The organism is Elusimicrobiota bacterium (assembly GCA_016182905.1).
In the GTDB taxonomy this organism is placed as follows: Bacteria; Elusimicrobiota; Elusimicrobia; order UBA1565; family UBA9628; genus GWA2-66-18.
In genome coordinates, this window is record JACPFR010000010.1 from 192,875 (window position 1) to 212,310 (window position 19,436).

The window sequence follows — 19,436 nt, forward strand, 5'->3', positions numbered from 1 at the left end:
TGCCAGGCTTTAGAGGTTAAGGCTTGGGTTTGATCAGCTCCGCCTTGATGGCCGGGAACTGGTCGGGCGGGAACTCGCGGCTGGACAGGAGGCTGCCGTCGTTGCCGTACACCGATTCGGTGCACCGGGCCTCGTCGGTCTCGTAGGTCCGCTCGCAGATGAACAGGGGGCTGGCGCCGCCGTCGTTGAAGGCGTAGATGGCGATGTCGGCGTCGGGGCCGGTGCACAGCAGGGGGGTCTTCTTCAGGAGGGTCGCGTTGCAGGGCTTGTAATGATACTCGAGCGAGGCCAGGCAGCGTCCCTTGTCCCGGTCGTAGGAGTGCTCGACGATGCCCTCGAAGTATCGGGGGGACCGCGCCCGGACGGTCTTGTCGAGGGCCTTGGTCAGGGCGCGGCACTCGCTCTCGCGGCGGGCGCGCGTCGCGTCGACGTGGCGGATGGCGAAGATCCCGCCGAGAGCGGCTCCGGCGATGGCGGCGAACACGGCGGCCTGGGGGCCTCGTCGTTTCACGGGCGCATTCTACAATAATTCCGGCGGCCGGCGCTCTTGCGGGAAGTTCCGTTGCATGGTATGCTGTGATGATGGCGCGCAAAGCCTTCGGTCTGCTCCTCTCCTTGGCCCTGTCCGTCGCATGGGTGGGGCCCCTCTGCGCGATGCCGATGGGACCGACCCACGCTTGCTGCGTGGGGGGCGGGGCGCCGATGCCGGCGCCCTCGAACGGGGACGTGCCGGCCTGCTGCCGCCCCGCCGACTCCGTGCCGGCCGCCTCGACCGCCGCCCTCCTGGCGCCCGTCCCCGCCCTTCTTCCGTCCGGCGTGATCGTCGCCCAGCCGCCCGCCTCGGGCGGCGAGGCGACGTCGCGCTCCGTCGCCTCCGCGCCTCAGGCGCCGCCGGGGACGCACTCCGGGCTGTCGCCGCCTTCCTCCGGACTGTAAGGTCCGCCGCTCGCCCGCGTCTTCGGGCGACGCCGTCCGACGCCGTTTCCGGAGGATCCGTGTTCCAGATCATCGCAGCCGTTCTGCTCGCCGCCTTAGCCGTCCCGTCCCGCGCCCAGCCGCCCGACGCCTTGACCTTGCCCGCCGTGCTCGAGACCGCGCGCCGCGACGCGCCGTCCGTGCGCGCCGCGGCGATGCACCGCGACGCCGAGCGCGCCCTCGTCAAGAGCGAGGCCTCGCCCGACAAGCCCATGCTCGAGCTCGAGCGCGCGCGCGGTCCCGTGGGGGGGAGCCCCCTCTCCGGACCCGAGAAGACCTGGTCGGTGAGCCAGCAGATCCCTTTCCCGACGGCCTTGTACTACCGCGGACGGGCCGCCGCGCGCGAGGCCGACGCGGCCGAGGCTCAGGCCCGCTTCGCGATCGTCGCGGCGTCGGCGCGGGCGCGCGAGGCCTACGCCGACCTGTACGAGGCCGAGCGCTCGCTGGCCCTCCTCGACGAGATCGTCGACCTGCTGCGCCGATTCTCGCGCGTGGCCGAGGCCAAGTACGCGGCGGGCAAGGGCACGCAGTCCGACGCGATGAAGGCTCAGCTCGAGCTGACGCGCATGCTCAACGAGAAGGCGCTGGCCGAGGCCGCCGTCGAGGGGGCGAAGGGCTCGCTCAATTCCGCGATGGGACGCGACGAGGACTCGCCCCTGCCGCCGCTGGCGCCGCCGGCGTCGGCGCTCCCGTCGGCGTCGGGCGCGGAGCTGCGCGCCATCGCGCTCGCGGAGAACCCCGCGCTCGCGGCCGCCGTCCGGGAGAGCGAGAAGGCGCGCGCCGAGCTCGGCATGAAGCGCTCGGAGTGGCTGCCGGACCTGTCTTTACGCTATCGCCGTCGCACGGAGAACGGGATCCGCTCCCACGACGCCTCCTTGGGGTTGTCCGTCCCGTTATGGTTCTGGAAGCAGGCCGGGGCGGCGACGCACGCGGGCTACGAGGCGCGGTACGCGGACGCCCTGCGCGAGGGGGAGAGGCTCGAGGTGTTGGCCGCCCTGCGCGCGGCCCACGCCTCCGTGCGGACGCAGGCGCGCCTGCGCGACGCGTACCGCACGACGGTGATCCCGCAGGCGGAGGCGGCCCTGCGTTCGGCCGAGTCGGCGTACCAGGCGGACCGCGCCGGCTTCCTCGACCTGCTCGACGCGGGGCGCTCCTTGATCACCGCGCGCCTCGAATCGGCGCGCCATGAGGCGGATTTTGAACGAGCGATGGCGGCCCTGTCGCGGGCCGTCGGGCGAGAGACGGTTCCCTGAGGATATGACCATGAACAAGAAGATCGTGATGATCGCCGCTCTCGCCGCCGGCGCGGCGGCCTTCGGAGCCTATTCCCTCTATCGCCGCGGCCCGGCGCCGCACGCGGCCCATCAGGCGGCGCTGTACCAGTGCCCGATGCACCCCTCGGTCACAGCCGACAAGCCGGGCAGCTGCCCGATCTGCGGCATGGACCTCGTTCCCGTCGAGCCGGCGGCGCAGCCGTCCGCCTCGACCTCCGTCGTCACGGGCAAGTCGATCTGCATCCTGCACAAGTGCACGATGGCGAACTGCCGCATGGAGCTGCCGATGAAGCCCGGGGAGACGGTGACCTGCCCCGTCTGCGGCACGCACACGGCGCCGGCCGCCGGCTCGACGGCGAAGCTCCTCTACTACCGCAATCCGATGAACCCCGCGGTGACCTCTCCCGTGCCGATGAAGGACTCGATGGGCATGGACTACGTGCCAGTGTACGAGGAAGCGGCTTCCGGGGCGTCCGTCGCCGGGCAGGCCTCCGCGGTGGTCTCCGAGCAGAAGCGCCGGCTCATCGGCATGAAGACCGAGGCGGTCGCCAAGCGCCGGCTCAAGTTCACCGTGCGCGCCTCCGGCAAGGTGGCCTACGATCCCGAGCTGTACAACGCCATCGCCGAGCATCACTCGGCCATGCTCGCGCGCGAGAAGGTCAAGGACAGCCCCTGGCCCGACGCCCGGGAGCGGGCCGACGCCCTGGTGGCGGCCGCCGCCCTGCGCCTGCGCCAGCTCGGCCTGTCGGAGGACCAGATCGGCGCCTACACCGGCGCCGAGGCCGTGCCCGAGAACCTCCTCATCGGCGGCTCCGGCGGCTCGGTGTGGGTGTACGCGCAGATCTACGAGTACGAGATCTCCCAGATCCGCCCCGGCCTCGACGCCGAGATCACCACGCCCGCCTACCCCGGGAAGACCTTCCGCGGCAAGGTCCGGACCGTGGACCCGAACCTCTCGCCCGAGACCCGCTCGCTGCGGGCGCGCATCGAGGTCCCCAACCCGGGCGGCCTGCTCAAGCTCGAGATGTTCGTCAACGCCGCCATCAAGGCCGACCTAGGACTGGCGCTCGCTTTGCCCGAGGGCGCGCTCCTCGACAGCGGCGCGCGCAAGCTCGTCTTCGTCGACCTCGGCGAGGGGCGCCTCGAGCCCCGGGAGGTCCGCGTGGGCCGGGAGGCGGACGGCTATTACGAGCTCCTGTCGGGCGTCAAGGAGGGCGAGAGGGTGGTGACGACGGCCAACTTCCTCATCGACTCCGAATCGAAGCTGAAGGCGCTGCGATGATCAGGAAGGTCATCGCCTGGTCGGCGCACAACAAGTTCCTGGTCATGGCCCTGACGGGCGTGGCGATGGCGGTGGGCTGGTACTGCATGAAGAACATACCGCTCGACGCGATCCCGGACCTGTCCGACACCCAGGTCATCGTCTACTCCCGCTGGGACCGCTCGCCCGACATCATCGAGGACCAGGTCACCTATCCGATCGTGACCTCCCTGCTGGGCGCGCCGGGCGTCAAGGCGGTGCGCGGCTTCTCGGACTTCGGCTACTCCTACGTCTACGTGGTCTTCCAGGACGGCACCGACGTGTACTGGGCCCGCTCGCGCGTGCTCGAGTACCTGAGCAAGATCCTGCCGCAGATGCCCGAGGGCGTGCGCACCGAGCTCGGCCCCGACGCCACGGGCGTGGGCTGGGTGTACCAGTACGCGCTCGTCGACAAGAGCGGGCGCCACAGCCTGGCGGACCTGCGCTCCTTCCAGGACTGGAACCTGCGCTACCACCTGCAGGCCGTCCCCGGCGTCGCCGAGGTCGCCTCCATCGGCGGCTTCCAGAAGCAGTACCAGGTCCAGGTCGACCCCAACGCCCTGTCCGCCTACCGCATACCGCTGGGCAAGGTCGTCGACGCGATCCGCGACGGCAACGACGACGTCGGCGGACGCCTCGTCGAGTTCGCGGGGGCCGAGTACATGATCCGCGGCCGCGGCTACGCCAAGTCGGTGGAGGACCTCGAGCAGATCGTCGTCGGCCGCGACAAGGGCGGCACCCCGATCCTGATCAAGAGCGTCGCCAAGGTCGCGCTCGGTCCCGACATCCGGCGCGGCGTCGCCGACCTCGACGGGGAGGGGGACACGGTCGGAGGGATCGTCGTCATGCGTCACGGCGAGAACGCGCTGAGCGTCATCGAGAGGGTCAAGGCCCGCCTCGCCGAGCTCAAGCCCTCCTTGCCCGAGGGCGTGGAGCTCGTCGAGACCTACGACCGCTCCGAGCTGATCATGGGCGCCATCGACACGCTCAAGCACGAGCTCTTCACGCAGATGGTCCTGGTCAGCCTCGTCCTGCTCGTCTTCCTCTGGCACATCCCCTCGGCGATCGTGCCGATCGTGACCATCCCGATCTCGACCTTGCTGGCCTTCATCCCGCTGTACTACATGGGCATCAGCGCCAACATCATGTCGATCGCGGGCATCATGCTGTCCATCGGCGTGCTCGTCGACGGCTCCATGGTCGAGGTGGAGAACGCGTACAAGAAGCTCCAGCTCTGGGACGCGGGCGGGCGCAAGGGCGACTACCATAAGGTCCGCCTGGAGGCGATGCAGGAGGTCGGCCCGTCGGTGTTCTACTCTTTGCTCGTCGTCGCCGTGGCCTTCTTCCCGATCTTCGCCCTCGTCGACCAGGAAGGAAGGCTCTTCAAGCCCCTGGCCTACACGAAGAACCTGACGATGTTCCTGGCCGCCTTCCTCGCGCTGACCCTCGACCCCGCGGTTCGCATGATGTTCTCGCGCATGGACTTCTTCGTCTTCAAGCCCAAATGGCTGGCCTGGACGGTCAACCAGGCCGTCGTCGGGCGCTACTACGCGGAGGAGGATCACCCGATCAGCAAGGCCTTGTTCCGGGCCTACGATCCCGTGTGCCGCTGGGTCCTCCAGCGCCCGTGGAAGGTGATCGCCGCCGCCGCCCTCGTCACCTTGGCGACGGTCCCGGTCTACCTCCGGCTCGGCTCGGAGTTCATGCCCCCGCTCAACGAGGGGACGATCCTCTTCATGCCGACGACCTTGCCGGGCATCTCCGTCACGCAGGCCGCCGACCTCCTCCAGCGCCAGGACGAGGTGCTCAAGAGCTTCCCGGAGGTCGAGCGCGTCTTCGGCAAGGCCGGCCGCGCGGAGACGTCGACGGACTCGGCCCCGTTCTCGATGATGGAGACCACCGTGGTGCTCAAGCCCATGGAGGAGTGGCGCCGGAAGGAGCGCTGGTACTCGGCGCTGCCCGAATCCCTCCAGAAGCCCTTGCGGCGCGTCTGGTGGGACCGCGTCACCTGGGAGGAGGTGGTCGCGGAGATGGACGGGAAGATGAAGTTCCCGGGCGTCACCAACGCCTGGACCATGCCCATCAAGGCGCGCATCGACATGCTGACCACCGGCGTGCGCACGCCGATCGGCATCAAGGTGCAGGGCGCGGACCTGGCCAGGATCGAGGCCCTGGGCCTCGAGGTCGAGGCAGCCCTGCGCGGCGTGCGCGGCACGCGCTCGGTCTACGCGGAGCGCACGGCCGGAGGCTACTTCGTCGACTTCAAGCTCAAGCGGGACCAGCTGGCGCGCTACGGCCTCTCCGTGAAGGAAGTCGAGATGGTGATCGTCTCGGCCATCGGCGGCGAGGCGGTGACGGTCACCGTCGAGGGCCGGGAGCGCTACAGCGTCAGCGTCCGCTATCCGCGCGAGCTGCGCGACAACCTGCCGAAGCTGCGGCGCGTGCTCGTGTCCACGGACGGCGCGCAGATCCCGCTCGCCCAGCTCGCCGACATCGAGCTGGCGATGGGCCCCGCGATGATCCGCAACGAGAACGGCCTGCTCACCGGCTACGTCTACGTGGACGTCGCCGGGCGCGACATCGGCGGCTACGTCGACGAGGCCAAGAAGAAGGTCGCCGCCGCGGTGTCCATGCCCGCCGGCTACTCCCTGCAGTGGAGCGGCCAATACGAGAACCTCGCGCGCGTGCGCGAGAAGATGGCGCTCCTGCTGCCTCTGACCGTGGTGCTCATCGTCCTGCTCATGTACATGAACACCAAGTCCTGGGTGAAGACCGGCATCGTGATGCTCGCGGTGCCGTTCTCCCTGATCGGCGCCTTCTGGGGCTTCTACCTGCTCGACTACAACCTCTCGGTGGCGGCCTGGGTGGGCATGATCGCGCTGATGGGCCTCGACGCGGAGACGGGGACGTTCATGCTCCTTTATCTCGACCTGGCCTACGCCGACGCGGTGAAGGCGGGGAAGATGCGCACGTATAGGGATCTCGAAGAGGCGGTCGTCCACGGCGCGGTCAAGCGCATCCGCCCGAAGATGATGACGGTGTTCACCGACTTCCTCGGCCTGATGCCGGTGATGTGGGCCATCGGCGCCGGCTCCGACCTGATGAAGCGCATCGCCGCGCCCATCATCTTCGGCCTGTTCACGAGCTTCACGATGGAGCTCGTCGTCTACCCCGCGGTCTTCCTGCTCTGGAAGTGGCACGGGGACATGAGGAAGGGGAGCGTCGTGCCCGACGCCGCCTCGCTGCAGGTGATGGAAGACTGAAATGGAGGTCGTAGGCATATGATGAAGTCGACGCTACTCGCGGTCTCGGCGCTCGTTCCGGCGCTGCTGCTGTCGGGCTGCATGATGATGCACGGAAGCCACGGTGGTCCGTCCAAGGCGATCTGCCCGGTCTCCGGGGAGACGGTCAAGGTCAAGGACGGCACGCCGAGCATGACATGGAAGGGCCGGCGGCTGTACTTCTCCAGCGAGGAGAACCTCAAGCGCTTCGCCGCGGCCCCTGATTCGTTCAAGACTCCCGAGCAGGCTCCGCCCTCGGGAGGCCACGAGGGGCATTGAGATGGGCTCCCTGCTGGTCATGGGCGTGATGATGGGCGTCATGGGGGCGGTCGGCCTCGGGTCCCTGTGGAAGTCCCGGCGGGCACCCGCGGAGGCCCCGGCCTTCGCGATCTCGCCCGTCGACGGGCGGCGCCTGGAGGTGACGCCCGCCACTCCGCGCGCGGTCGTGGGCGGGAAGACGTTCTTCTTCGAGGACGAGGAGCAGCAGCGCGCCTTCGTGCTCGAGCCGGTCGTCGTTCCAGAATCAAAAGGAGGTAGAAAATGAGAAAACTGATGAGCGCCGTCGTCGTCGCGGCCGCCGTCGCCGGAAGCGCCTTCGCCGCCGGCAGCCACATGGACCCGTCGGGCAAGGCCGAGACGATCTCGGGCGAGCTGCTCGACATGTCCTGCTACATGATGCACGAGGGCAAGGGACCCAAGCACGCCAAGTGCGCCGGCGCCTGCGTCACGGGCGGGGCCCCGCTCGGCCTGCTGACGAAGGACGGGAAGGTGTACCTCGTCGTGGGCAACCACGAGGACCAGAAGCCTTACGTCGAGGCCAAGGCGCAGGCGGGCAAGAACGCGAAGATCACCGGCACGGTGTTCACGCGCGGCGGCCTGACGGCCATCGTCGTGAGCAAGGTGGAGAAGCCCTAGGTGGAGCTCGAGCTCTACCATCTGCATCCGGCGGCCGTCCACTTCCCGATCGCCCTATTGATCGCGGGAGGGGCGGCCGCCGGCGTGCGCCTGCGCAAGGCCGCGCCGGAGTGGCTGTCGAACGCGGAGTCCTGGCTGCTCTGGCTGGGAACGATCTCCGCGTGGGTGACGTTGGGCCTCGGGCTCCTCGCGGAGAAGACGGCGCCGCACGTGCCGCTGGCCTGGGAGGTCCAGGCCGAGCACGAGACGCTGGCGTGGCGGACGGTCGCGGTGTTCACCGCGCTGTCGCTGCTGCGCGCGTTCGCGCTGCGCAAGGGCCTCGACGCGGGCAAGGTCCGCGCCGCTCAGGTCTTTTTCTGGATGATCGGGCTGGGACTGCTCGTCGCGACGGCCATGCACGGCGGGGAGCTGGTCTTCGGCTTCGGGGTGGGCGTGAGGGCGCCGTGATCGGAAGGGAGAACGGATAATGAAGAAGAGATATCGGTTGATGGGCGTGGTGGCGTTCGTCGCGGCGGCGACGGCGGCGATCGGGGCGTCGTCCGAGGAGGCGGCGGTCCGCAAAGTCCTCGGGGACTACAGGACGGCGATGGAGGCGCGCAGCGTCGAGAAGCTCGCCGAGGTCGTCTCCGACGGCCTGCTCGTGCTCGAGGGCACGTACAAGAACGACGGCTGGAAGGACTACCGGGACCATCACATCGGCCCCGAGATGGCGGAGTGGAAGGAGTTCAAGGTCGCCGATCCCAAGCTGACCAAGCTCGAGGTCGGCACGGACCTGGCCTACGCCGTCCAGGAGGCGACCTACACCATCGTCGACGCGAAAGGCCCCGTCGTCCTGCTGGGAGCGGAGACCGTGGTCCTCGCCAAGGAGGCGAAAGGCTGGAGGATCCGGCACCTGCACCTCTCCGCGAAGCGTCTTGCGCCCGCCAAGCCCCCGGCCGAGAAGAAATAGCCGCAAATCCTTCATCCCGCGGCGATTGAACGCCGGGCCCGGGCGGATTAGAATCACGCGAAGGCGGAGAGCGCGATGAGCGAGCCGGAACTATACAGGCCGAAGGTCGCACTTTATCGATGCGCCTGCCGCCATTGCGACGCGGCTCAACAGGAACTGCGCAAGCTCTGCGAGCAGTACGGGGCCATTTTTGAGGTCCAGCGCGTGGAGCGCGACGAGCGCCTGCGCGGGTTCGCGGGCTGGAGCACGCCGATCGTCGCGATCGACGGCGTCGGCGTCACCCAGTTCAAGGTGGACGCCAAGGCCTGGGAGGAGGCGCTGCGCGCGCGCGCGCAAGCCCGGCCGAGCTCTTTGATCGGCACCGTCGCGGACATGTGCTGCTACTTCAAGCTCGGCGCCCGGCCGGAGGGGCACGAGGCGTGCGCCCGGGAATGCTTCGCGGCGGGCGGGCCCGTGGGCATCGCGGCCTTCGACGGCCGCGTCTTCCTCGCCCTGCCTGACCGGCGGGATCCGTCCGCTTTCGAGAGCTTGAAGGATCGGCCCGGACAAAAGGTCCGAGTGGAGGGCGAAATCCGCCTGCGCGAAGGGCTGGCCGCCGTCGTGGTCTCGCGCGTGGAAATCCCATGATCCCCGCGGAGCAGGCGGCCCTGGCCGCCCCGCCCATCCTGCGGCGGGCCTGGACGGCCGCCGCGTTCGCCTTCGTCTTCGTTCTTCATTGGATGACGCCGGCGGGCCCGCACCAGTGGCACTGGCTTCACCTGATCGCGCAGAAGCTTCTCTTCATCCCGGTGCTCATGTGCGCCGCGTGGTACGGCCTGCGGGAGACCTTGCTCATGACCGCCGCGGTCAGCGCGGCCTTCGGCCTCCACATCGCCGTGCAATGGCGCGGCCACCCCATGGTGCAGGCCGACCAGGCGGCCGAACTCGTGAACCTCTGGGTCGCCGCTCCCCTGAGCTGGGCGTTCTTCCGCTCCGAGCGCGCCGCCGCCGAGCGCCTGCGCCGGGCGCACGCGGGCACCTTGCTGGCCCTGGTCTCGTCGCTGGAGCTTCGCGAGCGCTACACGGCGGGGCACTCGCGGCGCGTCGCGGCGTACAGTCTGCTCGCCGCCGAGCGGATGGGACTACGCGACCGCGCCTTTCTCCGTACGCTCGAGACCGGCGCGCTGCTTCACGACGCGGGCAAGATCGGAGTCCCCGATTCCGCGCTCCTGAAGATGGGTGCGCTCAACGACGAGGAGTGGGAGGCGATGCGGCGACACCCGGAGAGCGGCGCGCGGTTGGCGCGGGGATCGGACGCTTTGGAGGGCGCGGCACCGGTCATCGCCGCCCATCATGAACGCTTCGACGGCCGGGGCTACCCCGCGGGGCTCGCGGGCGAGGCCATCCCGCTCGGCGCCCGTATCGTGGCCGCGGCCGACGTCTACGACGCTTTGACCACGGCGCGGCCCTACAAGCGCGCCTTTTCTCACGACGAGGCGGCCGCGATCCTCTGCGAGCAGTCCGGAGCCGCCCTCGACCCGCGGGTCGTCAAAGCCTTCACGGAGATTCCCTTTTACGCGCTCGCGGACGCGGCGGCCCGGGATGGCGTCGTCCTGCGGGAGACGGCGGCATGAGAATGCGGATTTGGAAGCTCCTCTGGCCCTTGCGCGCCTGGCGGCGCAAGGGCCTGGAGGAGGGGGACTATTTCCCCGGCTTCACGCTCAGCGACGCGGCCGGGCGCCGCTTCTCGCTGTCGGAGAACCCCGAGGGGAAGATGACCGCCCTCTGGCTTACCAACCTCTGCGAGGACTGCCGCTCCAAGGTGCCGCTGCTGGAGGAACTGCGCCGGGAGGCGGGGGACCGTTTCCGCATCCTGGCCATCAGCTTGTTGGGCGATGACCGGACGCTGCCGGCCCAGGTCTCCGCCCGCTGCGGCTTCCCGATCCTGCTGGACCCGGAGGACATCGTGGCCCGCAAGCTCGGCCTTGCTCATCCGCCCCGGACGTGCCCGCTGCACAACCTTTTCATCCTGGACCGGGACCGTCGGATCGTGTTTCGCCATCACCTGTCCGCGCTCAAGCCTGAGGCCTTCAGAACGTTATGGCGAGGACTCGCTCCGCCGGCTTGACGACGTCCGTCAACTCGCGGGCGCCGTATCGTGCTAAGCGAACCGTATAAGCAGGAGCTCGCAGGCGAACCCGGGACCGAACGCGGCCATAAGCCCATGCGAGCCCGGGCGCGGCTCGGCTTTCTCGATGGCATCGCGCAGAATGAAGAGGAGCGAGGATGAGGAAAGATTCCCGTTCTCGGCGAGGAACTCGCGCGATAGGCGGGTCTTTCGCGCATCGATACCGAGCGAGCGCTCGCAGGCGTCGAGGATCTTCGCGCTCCCGGGGTGGAGCAGGAAGTGCTCGATATCCGCCGTCTTGAGGCCGTGACGCGCGAGGAACGGCTCCACCGTCGCGGCGAAGCTCTCCTCGACGAGCGTCACCGCTCTCGGAGAGAGGACCAGGCGCATGCCTTGATCGGTGAAGTCCCAGCCCATGACGTCGAGCGAGTCGGGAAGGAGCGCGCCGGCCGAGTCGACGATCTCGGCGCGTCCGCGGCCCCGGCGGCGGTCTCCGGCCAGGACCACGGCGGAGGCCCCGTCGCCGAACAGCGCGGCCGCCACGATCTGCGTCGTCTCCAGCTCCTGAGGCATGAAGGTCAGGCTGCACAACTCGACGGAGAGCACGAGGACGGCCTCCTCGGGCCTCCCCAGAAGGAAGTCCGCCGCGCGCGCGAGCGCCACGGCCCCGCCGGCGCAGCCGGAGCCGAACAGGGGAGTCCTTTTGACTCCGCGCGGGAAGGGGAGGGCCTGGGCCAGGTGGGCCTCGAGGCTCGGCGTGAGCAGGCCGGTCGTCGTCACCGAGACGATGTGGCCGATGTCGGAAAAGTCGAGCCCCGCCTTTTCGAGCGCTGAGCGCAGGGCCCGTTCGGACAGCTCGCGCGCGTGCGTGAAGTAGGCGGCATTTTTTTCCTCGAACGGGCGGGGCAAAAGGTAGCGCTCGATCGGCTCGACGAGGGCGCGGGATCGCACGCCCGCGCGGTCGAAGATGGCTTCCCGCCCCGGAGACTCCAGCAGCGGCCCGAACGCCGTCCGGCACGCTTGGCGGACCTCATCCTGAGCATAGCGGTGCGCCGGCACGGCCGTCGCCGCCGATAGAATCCTGGGCATGGGGGAAGAGCGTAGCTTTTTCGCCGCGGGTGAAGTCGGGCGCTCCTGATTGGCTACAATGGACGGGAAATGAACAAGGCCGCGTTGAGCCCCCTTTTCGCCCGCTACCGCTCGGATCCGGAATCCGTCTACAACACCTGGTTCGTCAACGGCGAGGCCCGAATGAAGGCCTTTCGCGCGATCCGCCTCGGGGTGCGCGAGACGGTCGCGAGCATCGCGCGGGGGGATTTCGGCAACGACTTCAAGGGATCGTCCCTGGAAACGGTCTTGAACGCAATCACCGAGCAGAAGGAGGTTTTCGCGGGCGCCGCGCACCCGTTCTACTGGAAGCCGAAGCTCCGCATCCCGGATATCTATGAAAACGAGGCGAACAAGCGCCTGTTCGCTTCGTTTCTCGACGCCTGCCTCGCCGCGGGAAACGAATCCCAGCTCCTGGATCAAATCAGTCTGCTCGCCGCGGCGAAGATCAAGGGCCTCGGACCGGCCTCGGCGAACATCCTCTACTTCCTGCACCCGACCTTGATCCCTCCGTTCAATACGGCGATGGTTCGCGGCTTCAACGCTTTATTTCGGGACGATAAGAAGCTCGGATCCTGGGAGGCCTATCTGGAGATGCGGGCGGCCATCCTCGCGGCGAACTCGGAGGCGGGATTCTCGAAGGATTTGGGCGATTTCGCCGGCCTTCTCTTCGAGATCGGGTCGGGGAGAATCAACGTGGACGGCACGGCGGCCGCCTTTACAGAAGGCAAGACCGCAGCGGAACGTTCCGCCCGAGCGCGTCACGCGAGGGTCCTCGAAGAGAAAGGGGAGGAATCCGAGCACAGCCGGATGCAGCACCTGCTCATCACGGTGGGCCGCGCCTTGAACTGCGATGTCCACGTCGCCCGCAACGATCGGCACCGAAGCTTCGAGGGCGAATCATTCTCCCTGCGCACCCTGCCGCGGCTCCCGCCTCTCGCTTTGTCCGACGAGGTCCTCGATACGGTTTCCCTCATCGACGTTCTCTGGCTGCGCCGCGGCACGGGCGATATCGTCTGCGCCTTCGAGGTGGAGAAAAGTACGTCGATCTATTCCGGCATGCTGCGCCTCCAAGACCTGGCGCTCTCTCTTCCCGGCTGCCCATGCGGACTTTATCTCGTCGCCCCCGACGAGCGAGAAGGGGACGTGCTGGCGCAGATGTCCCGTCCGGCGTTCCTGAAGACGGGGCTGGAGTTTTCCTATATTCCTTTCGGCGAGCTCGCCGCGAACGCGGACGCCTTATGCCGTTTCGGCGAGGACCACGGCGTCCTGCGCAAGCTCGTCCGCCGCCCGGGCTGACGCGACACCGTCATCAGGCCTTTCCGTCCCCGTCATGGACGGCGGCGCCGGGGTTCGGCATCATCTGACCATGCGATACGCCGGACTTTGGGCGTTCCTCTGCGCGGCCGCGCTGCTGCTGGGCGCCTGCTCGGTCTTCCGCTGGTCGGGGCATCCCGCGGGGACGGGGACGGCCACGCCGTCCCCGGTCCTGCCGGGGAGCCTGGAGCCGGAGGAGCGCGGCCACGGGCGGCCGCTTCACGAGGCCCCCGTCGAGCCGTCGTTCAGCGTCCCGCCGTCCACGGCTCCCGCCGGGCGATGAGGGGAGCGGTCCTCGTCGGCCTGCTCCTGATCGGCGCCGGAGCCCGCGCGGAGACGGCCGGCATGCATCACGCTCCGCGCGCGATGTCGACGCGCGAGGCCTCGGGCACGAGCTGGCAGCCGGCGTCGACGCCGCACGAGGGCCTTCACCTGCGGCGCGGGGATTGGACGGTGATGACGCACGGCGTCCTCGACCTCGTCTGGGACCGCCAGGGCGGTGCCCGCGGAGGCGAGAAGAACTTCGCCTCCGGCATGCTCATGGCGGCGGGCCGCCGGCCGCTCGGACCCGGATCGCTGCGCCTGCGCGGCATGCTCTCGGCGGACCCGGCGATGGGGGCCGCGGGCTATCCGCTGCTGCTCCAGACGGGAGAGACGGCCGACGGGCGCCGCGAGCTCGTCGACCGCCAGCATCCGCACGACCTGTTCATGGAACTGTCGGCGACGTATGCCGCGAGCCTCGGCGAGGACGGCGCCGCGTTCGCGTACTTCGGCCTGCCCGGCGAGCCCGCGCTCGGCCCGCCCGCCTTCATGCACCGCCTGTCCGGCGCGGAGCTGCCGGAGGCTCCGATCTCGCATCACTGGCTCGACTCCACCCACATCGCCCACGGAGCGGCCACGCTCGGCGCCTCGCGCGGGGCGTGGAAGCTCGAGGGATCGGTCTTCACCGGACGCGAACCGGACCGATACCGCTGGGATATCGAAAAGCCGCGGTTCGACTCGCATGCGGGCCGGCTCTCCTGGAACCCCGGCGACGACTGGGCCCTGCAGGCGAGCTATGGGCGCGTCGTGAGCCCCGAGGCGCTGGCGCCCGAGGTCGACCAGCGGCGCTTCACCGCGTCGGCGAGCGTCAACACGCGCCTCGGCGGGGGGCTCCAGCAGACGACTCTCGCCTACGGCCGCAACGACGCGGCGCCGGGGCGCGTCCTCGACGCCTATCTCCTCGAGGCGTCCTCCTCCTGGACGCGCGCCCATACGGCGTTCGGCCGGGTCGAGCGCGTCGAGAAGGACGAGCTGATCCCCGGCGGGGACGAGCGCGCGGTCGGCAAGCTGAGCCTCGGCTATCGCTTCGACTTCGCGGCGTGGAAGGGGACCCGGTGGGGCGTCGGCGGACTGGCGAGCGTCTACGCGCTGCCGGCGGCGCTGCGTCCGGCCTACGGGCGCGCGCCAGTCTCGTTCATGCTCTTCCTCCGGGCGAAGCTCGGTTGACCGCGCCCTAGGGCCTAGGCCATCCTTGGAGCCTCGCCGTCGAGCGCGCTCCGCACGCGGCGGCACAGCTGCTCGGCGGTGAACGGCTTGAGCAGGAGGTCGGCCTTCTTATGCGCTTCGACGAGGCCGTCGAGCCGGCCGTCCGTGTAGCCGGACATGAACAGGACCCGCGTCTCGGGACGGGTCCGGCCCAGGACCTCGGCGAGCTCCGCGCCGCCCATCCCGGGCATCACCACGTCCGTGAGCAGGAGGTGGATCGGGCTCTCGACGGCCCGCGCCGTCTCGAGCGCCTCCTTGGCGCTCCCGCAGGAGATCACCCGGTAGCCCTGGGGGGTCAGCGCGCGGGCGACCAGGCGCAGGACCTCGCTTTGATCCTCGACCACGAGGACGGTCTCGTCGCCGCGGAACGACGCGGGCTGGGCGGCGGCTCCGGAGGGCGTCCAGCCGGCCGGCGCCGGGGCCGGGGGGAGATGGATGCTGAACGTCGAGCCGCGTCCCGGGGCGCTGTCCACCGAGATGTGCCCCTTGTTCTGCTTGACGATGCCGAACACCGTCGCCAAGCCGAGCCCGGTGCCCTTTCCTTTCTCCTTGGTCGTGAAGAACGGCTCGAAGATGCGGGCGAGGATCGATCCGGACATCCCCGCCCCGTCGTCCCCGACCAAGAGGACGGCGTAGTCTCCCGCGGGGATGACCTCGAGCGAACGGACCTCGTCGGACTCGAGCCGCGCGGCGTGCGCTCGGACGGTCAGGGTCCCGCCACGCGGCATCGCGTCGCGGGCGTTGACCGCCAGGTTCATGAGGACCTGATCGATCTGACCGGGATCGCTCCGGACCCACAGCGGATCCTCGGGGAGGTCGAAGGAGAGCCGGACGTCCTCGCCCAAGGTCCGGCGCAGTATCTTCTCCATTCCCCGCACCGAGGCGCGCAGGTCGAGGACGACGGGGTCGGCCGGAGCGCGCCGGGAGAAGGTGAGGAGCTGCCGCGTGAGCATCGCGGCGCGCCGTCCCGCGCCGAGGATCTCCGCGAGGTCGCCGGCGGCCTGCGACTCCGGCGGCGCGGAGTCGGAGAGCATCTCCGCGTAGCCGTTGATCGTCGTCAGGATGTTGTTGAAGTCATGGGCGATGCCGCCGGCGAGGCGCCCGATGGCCTCCATCTTCTGGGAGTGGAAGAGCTGCTCCTCGAGGGACTTGACCGCGCTGACGTCGCGCTTGACCGCGATGAAGTGGGTGATCGTGCCGCCGGCGTCGCGCACCGGCGTGATCGTGGAGTCCTCCTCGAAGATGGTCCCGTCCTTGCGTCTGTTGGAGAACCTCCCGTTCCAGACCTCCCCGCGGAGCAAGGTCTCCCACATCGCCTTGTAGAACGGCGCCTCGTGCCGGCCGCTCTTGACGACGGACGGGTTCCTCCCGAGAAGCTCCTCGCGGGTGTAGCCGGTCACGCGGGCGCAGGCCGGGTTCGCGTAGAGGATGCGCGCGTTCCTGTCCGTGATGAGGATGCTCTCCCCGGCCTGCTCGATCGCGGTCGCCAGGAGGAGCCTCTCGGCTTTGGCCTCGGCGCTCAGGCGGTCCGCCTGCGTGCGCAGGAAGAGGACGAACATCGCCGAGACGAGGCCGAAGCCTCCCGCGGAGGCGAGGGCGGCCAGCCGGACCCTCTCGATCAGGGGGGCGAGGAGCTCCCGCTCGTCGGCCTTGGCGACGAGGATCCACTCGAGCTCGCGCAGGTCGCGGACCGCGGCGTAGCACTCGACGCCGCGGTAATCGCGTCCCAGGAGCGGGCCGGCCTCTCCGCGCGCCGCCCGGGCGGCGAGCGTCTCGGAGGTCAGCGGGATCCTCGTCGCGAGCGCCGAGTCCTTCTTGAAGCGCAGCGCGTTGAGGGCGACCAGATCGTCCCCGGCGCGCTCGTAGATGATGGTCTCGGCCGTCTTCTCGACGCCGGGCCAGCGCTCGGTGAGGGGGCCGAGCAGGGCGCTGCTCCTGACCCGGGTGATCAGCCGGGAGCCTCCGGCGATCGCGGCCTCGTATTCGAAGACGACCGTCCCGGAGGCGGTGCGGCGGGTCCCGAGGAAGCGCAGCGGGTTCCCGGGGCTGGGGGAAGGGCGGGGCGGCTCGGCGCCGGGCGGGAGGGCGAGGACGACGCGTCCGCGGCGGTCGACGAGCGCCACGCTCTCGTAGTCGCCGTAGTCGAACAGGGGCGTGAATATCCTCGAGAGAGCGCGCAGCTTCGCGGCGTCGCCGCGCAGAGCCTCCTCGAAGCCGGGCACGACCTGGATGTTGGACACGTAGATGTCGAGGTCGTGCAGGCGCTCGTGATGGAAGTCCCGGACGGCGTCGGCCTTGAGGTCGGCCACGACCGCGAGGTAGCCGAGGCGCCCGGCGAGGAAGTTCGCCTTCTCGGCGCGGTAGAGGAGGAATCCCGTGAGGGCCGCGAGCGCCCCGGCGACGACTAGCGCGAGGAGGACGAGCGCGAGGGGCCGATGAGTCTCCCGCAGCATGTCAGCCAGTATGCAACATATTCTCCAATCCTTCCACGGGGCGCGCAGCGGATGTCCGAGGCCCGAGGGAACGGGGCACGCGCTCTCGAAGGGGCAGTCGGACATGCTCGAAAGGTAGTCCGCCGCGTTTGCGCGCGCATGACGGGACGCTTAAATATCGCTGAAGCCGGCTCCGTCCCTTAAGCGCTCATTAAGCCCGGGTTCAGCGCGGCCGCCGCCTCCGCGGCCTATGCTGTCGGCAGGACGCGAGGCGTCCGGGAGGCTTTATGAAGATGATCGCGGTCCTGACGGCGGCCTTGGCCGTCGCGATGTCGGCGGGCTGTTCGTCGGTGCGCTCCCGATTGGCGGACGGTCGCGTGCCCGACGTGATCGACGAGAAGCCGGAGAAGGGCGCCTATTACGAGGCCATCGGCATCGGCGCCGGCGACCCGGCCCTGGCCACCGAGACCCAGCGGCGCTCGCTGGCGCGCGACGCGGCCATCGTGAAGGCGCAGTACGAGCTTCTGGCCCTGATCAAGGGCGTGGAGCTCGACGGCGGCTACACCGTCTCCCGGGCCATCTCCGTCGACTCCAAGCTCGCGACGCGCGTGCATGAGAGCATCCGGGGCGCGCGCGTGCTCAAGAGCGAGTTCACCGTGGACGGCGGCTGCGTGGTGACCGTGCGGCTTCCTAAGGAAGACCTCCAGCGCGGGACGGGGCTGGTGCTCCCGTGAGGCGCGCGCTCCTCGCCGTCCTGGCCGTCCTCGCCGGGGCCTGCTCCCACGCCCCGGCGCGGCGGAGCGTGGTCGTCGAGGGGTGGGCGGCCGAAGGGCCGGGCGCGGACCGGCGGGCGGTGGCCGACGCGCTGAAGCGCGCCGTCGAGCAGGGCGCGGGCGTGCGCGTCGACGCGCGGACCCGCGTCGACAAGGGCATGGGCGTCGACGCGCGGGTGGTGACCCGCGCCTCGGGCTGCGTGCTCGAGCACGAGGTGCTCGGGCGGGGGGCGGCCCAGGGCGGGCGTTCGGCGCGGGTGCGCGTGGAGCTCTCCGCGGGCGCGGAGGGATGCGCGGGACGGACCACCCTGCCGCCGGCCGCGTTCGAGGACTCGACGGTGTCGGTGCGGTTCTCCGGAGAGGGCCCGTTCGGGGCGGAGGCGGCCCGCTCGGCCGAGTCGGCCTTGCGCGCGCACCTGGCCGGGCAGGGGATCGCCGTGACGGCGAAAGGCGCCGACTACCGGATCACGGGAACGGCCTTCGTCGCGCCGCACCGCGACCCCCGGGTCCTGCCTTTCGTCGGCGCGCGCGTGGAGATGGCGGTGCGCGTCGTCGGCGCCCGGGACGGCCGGGTCGTGCGCGAGACGCGCCACGAGGCCGCGGCCCTCGACGCGGACGGCTCGTCCGCCGCGCGCGCGGCCGCCGCGGAGGCGGCCCGCGGCGCGTTCCAGGAGACGCTCGTCGCGCTCGACGAAGCGGCCTGGCTGCGTCCTTGACGCGCGGACGCCTAAGCGCTACCATGGCCTCTGTCATATGCCGAGCAAGATACTGGTCGTCGACGACGACCGCGCCATCCTCAAGATGGTCAAGCAATACCTGACCGCCAACGGCGTCGCGGTCGTGATCACCGACAACGGCTCCGAGGCGCTGCTCCTGATCAAGGATTCCCGCCCGGACCTCGTCCTCTGCGACTCGCAGATGCCGGGCCTCGACGGCCAGGCGCTGTGCCGGGCCATCAAGCGCGAGGCGCGGACGGCCTCCATCCCCGTCGTGCTGATGTCGGGCGAGCGCATGGGCGATCAGGACGTGGTCTCGGGACTCGAGCTGGGCGCCGACGACTACATCCTCAAGCCCTTCACCATGTCCGTGGTGCTCGCGCGGCTGCGGGCGGTCCTTCGCCGGTACGAGGCCGCGGCGCCGGCCGGCGAGAGCGTGATCAAGTCGGGCATCGCGCTCGATCCCGAGGGCCGCACCGTCAAGGTGGACGGCAAGACCGTCGCGCTGACCGGCAAGGAGTTCGACCTGCTGGCGGTCCTCATCAGCAAGAGCGGCCGCCTGCTGTCGGTGATCTACCTCCTCGAGACCGTCTGGGGCTACGACCCCGCCAACTACAACGACCCCGGCACCGTCGAGGTCCACGTCTCCCACCTGCGCAAGAAGCTCGGCCCGCGCCACGCGCGCCACATCGTCAACGTCCCCGGCCACGGCTACAAGTTCGACCCGGCTCCCGAACCCCGTCGTTAAGCGGGATTTCAGCGC

General features: G+C 69.8%; 21 protein-coding genes. 18 read left to right on the forward strand and 3 right to left on the reverse strand.

Annotation, left to right across the window (positions count from 1 at the left end; genetic code table 11):
* Positions 1–16 precede the first annotated feature (16 nt).
* On the reverse strand, positions 17–511 hold the full coding sequence (locus HYV14_04810) for a hypothetical protein (GenBank protein ID MBI2385318.1): 495 nt from the start codon (positions 509–511) through the stop codon (positions 17–19).
* Positions 512–582: 71 nt separating this feature from the next.
* Between HYV14_04810 and HYV14_04815 the strand changes: the two genes are divergently transcribed.
* From HYV14_04815 to HYV14_04870, 12 genes are all read left to right on the forward strand, one after another.
* Positions 583–936, forward strand: coding sequence for a hypothetical protein (locus HYV14_04815; GenBank protein MBI2385319.1), 354 nt, complete (start codon positions 583–585; stop codon positions 934–936).
* 59 nt (positions 937–995) lie between these two features.
* Positions 996–2,228, forward strand: coding sequence for a TolC family protein (locus HYV14_04820; protein MBI2385320.1), 1,233 nt, complete (start codon positions 996–998; stop codon positions 2,226–2,228).
* A 10-nt stretch (positions 2,229–2,238) separates the two neighbouring features.
* Complete coding sequence (locus HYV14_04825; protein ID MBI2385321.1) at positions 2,239–3,531, forward strand: efflux RND transporter periplasmic adaptor subunit; 1,293 nt, start codon at positions 2,239–2,241, stop codon at positions 3,529–3,531.
* Positions 3,528–6,812 carry an efflux RND transporter permease subunit gene (locus HYV14_04830; GenBank protein MBI2385322.1) on the forward strand — a complete coding sequence of 1,095 codons (3,285 nt, stop codon included), beginning with the start codon at positions 3,528–3,530 and terminating at the stop codon, positions 6,810–6,812. The genes HYV14_04825 and HYV14_04830 overlap by 4 nt, the downstream gene beginning before the upstream one ends.
* Before the next feature lie 18 nt (positions 6,813–6,830).
* Positions 6,831–7,109 carry a hypothetical protein gene (locus tag HYV14_04835; protein ID MBI2385323.1) on the forward strand — a complete coding sequence of 93 codons (279 nt, stop codon included), beginning with the start codon at positions 6,831–6,833 and terminating at the stop codon, positions 7,107–7,109.
* Between the two features lies 1 nt (position 7,110).
* The gene (locus tag HYV14_04840) at positions 7,111–7,374 is read left to right on the forward strand and encodes a hypothetical protein (GenBank protein MBI2385324.1); all 264 of its coding nucleotides are present in this window, start codon (positions 7,111–7,113) and stop codon (positions 7,372–7,374) included.
* The gene (locus tag HYV14_04845) at positions 7,371–7,745 is read left to right on the forward strand and encodes a hypothetical protein (protein ID MBI2385325.1); all 375 of its coding nucleotides are present in this window, start codon (positions 7,371–7,373) and stop codon (positions 7,743–7,745) included. Before HYV14_04840 ends, HYV14_04845 begins: the two co-directional genes overlap by 4 nt.
* Positions 7,746–8,192 carry a DUF2231 domain-containing protein gene (locus HYV14_04850; protein ID MBI2385326.1) on the forward strand — a complete coding sequence of 149 codons (447 nt, stop codon included), beginning with the start codon at positions 7,746–7,748 and terminating at the stop codon, positions 8,190–8,192.
* 19 nt (positions 8,193–8,211) lie between these two features.
* Positions 8,212–8,694 (forward strand): nuclear transport factor 2 family protein, encoded by a 483-nt coding sequence (locus HYV14_04855; GenBank protein ID MBI2385327.1) that lies wholly within the window; start codon positions 8,212–8,214, stop codon positions 8,692–8,694.
* A 75-nt stretch (positions 8,695–8,769) separates the two neighbouring features.
* Positions 8,770–9,321, forward strand: coding sequence for a hypothetical protein (locus tag HYV14_04860; GenBank protein MBI2385328.1), 552 nt, complete (start codon positions 8,770–8,772; stop codon positions 9,319–9,321).
* Entirely contained in the window at positions 9,318–10,307 is a 990-nt protein-coding gene (locus tag HYV14_04865; GenBank protein MBI2385329.1) for an HD-GYP domain-containing protein, read from the forward strand. Before HYV14_04860 ends, HYV14_04865 begins: the two co-directional genes overlap by 4 nt.
* Positions 10,304–10,801: a TlpA family protein disulfide reductase gene (locus HYV14_04870; GenBank protein MBI2385330.1), complete on the forward strand. Its 498-nt coding sequence runs from the start codon at positions 10,304–10,306 to the stop codon at positions 10,799–10,801. The genes HYV14_04865 and HYV14_04870 overlap by 4 nt, the downstream gene beginning before the upstream one ends.
* 33 nt (positions 10,802–10,834) lie before the next feature.
* On the opposite strand, the gene HYV14_04875 is transcribed toward HYV14_04870, so the two are convergent.
* Positions 10,835–11,890: a type III polyketide synthase gene (locus HYV14_04875; protein ID MBI2385331.1), complete on the reverse strand. Its 1,056-nt coding sequence runs from the start codon at positions 11,888–11,890 to the stop codon at positions 10,835–10,837.
* 69 nt (positions 11,891–11,959) lie between these two features.
* On the opposite strand from HYV14_04875, the gene HYV14_04880 reads away from it, so the two are divergent.
* The 3 genes from HYV14_04880 to HYV14_04890 all read left to right on the forward strand — a co-directional run bounded on the left by HYV14_04880 (position 11,960) and on the right by HYV14_04890 (position 14,713).
* Positions 11,960–13,207, forward strand: coding sequence for a hypothetical protein (locus tag HYV14_04880; GenBank protein MBI2385332.1), 1,248 nt, complete (start codon positions 11,960–11,962; stop codon positions 13,205–13,207).
* A gap of 70 nt (positions 13,208–13,277) precedes the next feature.
* The gene (locus HYV14_04885; protein MBI2385333.1) at positions 13,278–13,508 is read left to right on the forward strand and encodes a hypothetical protein; all 231 of its coding nucleotides are present in this window, start codon (positions 13,278–13,280) and stop codon (positions 13,506–13,508) included.
* A complete protein-coding gene (locus tag HYV14_04890; GenBank protein MBI2385334.1) occupies positions 13,505–14,713 on the forward strand; it encodes a hypothetical protein in 1,209 nt (402 codons plus the stop codon). The genes HYV14_04885 and HYV14_04890 overlap by 4 nt, the downstream gene beginning before the upstream one ends.
* Positions 14,714–14,727: 14 nt before the next feature.
* Here the strand turns inward: HYV14_04890 and HYV14_04895 are convergent, their stop codons facing one another.
* Positions 14,728–17,205: a PAS domain S-box protein gene (locus HYV14_04895; GenBank protein ID MBI2385335.1), complete on the reverse strand. Its 2,478-nt coding sequence runs from the start codon at positions 17,203–17,205 to the stop codon at positions 14,728–14,730.
* 266 nt (positions 17,206–17,471) lie between these two features.
* Here HYV14_04895 and HYV14_04900 point away from each other — a divergent pair, with 266 nt between their 5' ends.
* Genes HYV14_04900 through HYV14_04910 form a run of 3 tightly spaced genes read left to right on the forward strand, consistent with a single transcriptional unit; the run spans position 17,472 to position 19,421 of the window.
* A complete protein-coding gene (locus tag HYV14_04900) occupies positions 17,472–17,918 on the forward strand; it encodes a hypothetical protein (protein ID MBI2385336.1) in 447 nt (148 codons plus the stop codon).
* Positions 17,915–18,673 carry a hypothetical protein gene (locus HYV14_04905; protein ID MBI2385337.1) on the forward strand — a complete coding sequence of 253 codons (759 nt, stop codon included), beginning with the start codon at positions 17,915–17,917 and terminating at the stop codon, positions 18,671–18,673. The genes HYV14_04900 and HYV14_04905 overlap by 4 nt, the downstream gene beginning before the upstream one ends.
* A gap of 37 nt (positions 18,674–18,710) precedes the next feature.
* Complete coding sequence (locus HYV14_04910; protein MBI2385338.1) at positions 18,711–19,421, forward strand: response regulator transcription factor; 711 nt, start codon at positions 18,711–18,713, stop codon at positions 19,419–19,421.
* The last annotated feature ends 15 nt before the right edge of the window (positions 19,422–19,436 follow it).